This window comes from Liquorilactobacillus aquaticus DSM 21051 (genome assembly GCF_001436755.1).
GTDB lineage: Bacteria > Bacillota > Bacilli > Lactobacillales > Lactobacillaceae > Liquorilactobacillus > Liquorilactobacillus aquaticus.
The window spans coordinates 1-593 of record NZ_AYZD01000010.1; the positions used below are offsets into that span (position 1 = coordinate 1).

At 34.9% G+C, this 593-nt stretch carries 1 protein-coding gene; it reads left to right on the forward strand.

What is annotated here, in order from left to right; translation table 11 throughout:
* Nucleotides 1–339 (forward strand): Rossmann-fold NAD(P)-binding domain-containing protein (locus FC19_RS11570; protein ID WP_235809299.1); only part of this gene is annotated, 339 nt, incomplete at its 5' end.
* Nucleotides 340–593: the final 254 nt, after the last annotated feature.

Consider the following 593-nt stretch of genomic DNA (forward strand, 5'->3'; position numbering starts at 1 on the left):
TCGTTTCGAACATTTTATCCACAGATGAACAAAGGCGGTATTTACATTGCAGTGACAGCAGAGGGTGGAAGTTTTGCACTTGAGAGTGATATGTTTCCTGCGTATGCAATCACGAAAACAGCGGCCAACAGAGCAGTTCAAATAATGAGATGTACGGTTAAAGATATCGATATAATAGCACTTCATCCTGGCAGAATGAACACGGAGATGGGAAGTACTACAGCACAAATTGAGCCGTCGGATACTGCTGAAGGTATATGTGAAATTATAAACAAAAGTATTAAGGTAGACAAGAACACATGGTTTATCGATTACAAAGGGAAAAAGATGGCTTTATAACGAGAAGATTCTGTTATTTGAAAATTTTGCAGCTTTTTATAACGATTAATTTATGATAGATGCAGTGGATTACTGATTACTTATAAGATATTTTGAAAATAAACCTTTTGTCGCAAATGTGACTAATCAAATTAACCAAGGTACCATCAACTAGTTATTTAAATTTAGAGGAGGAAAACAAAATGAATATTTTAGTTCTAGGTTCTGATCGTGGTTTAGGCTATGTTTTATGTGAACGTTTAGCAAAACAAGGT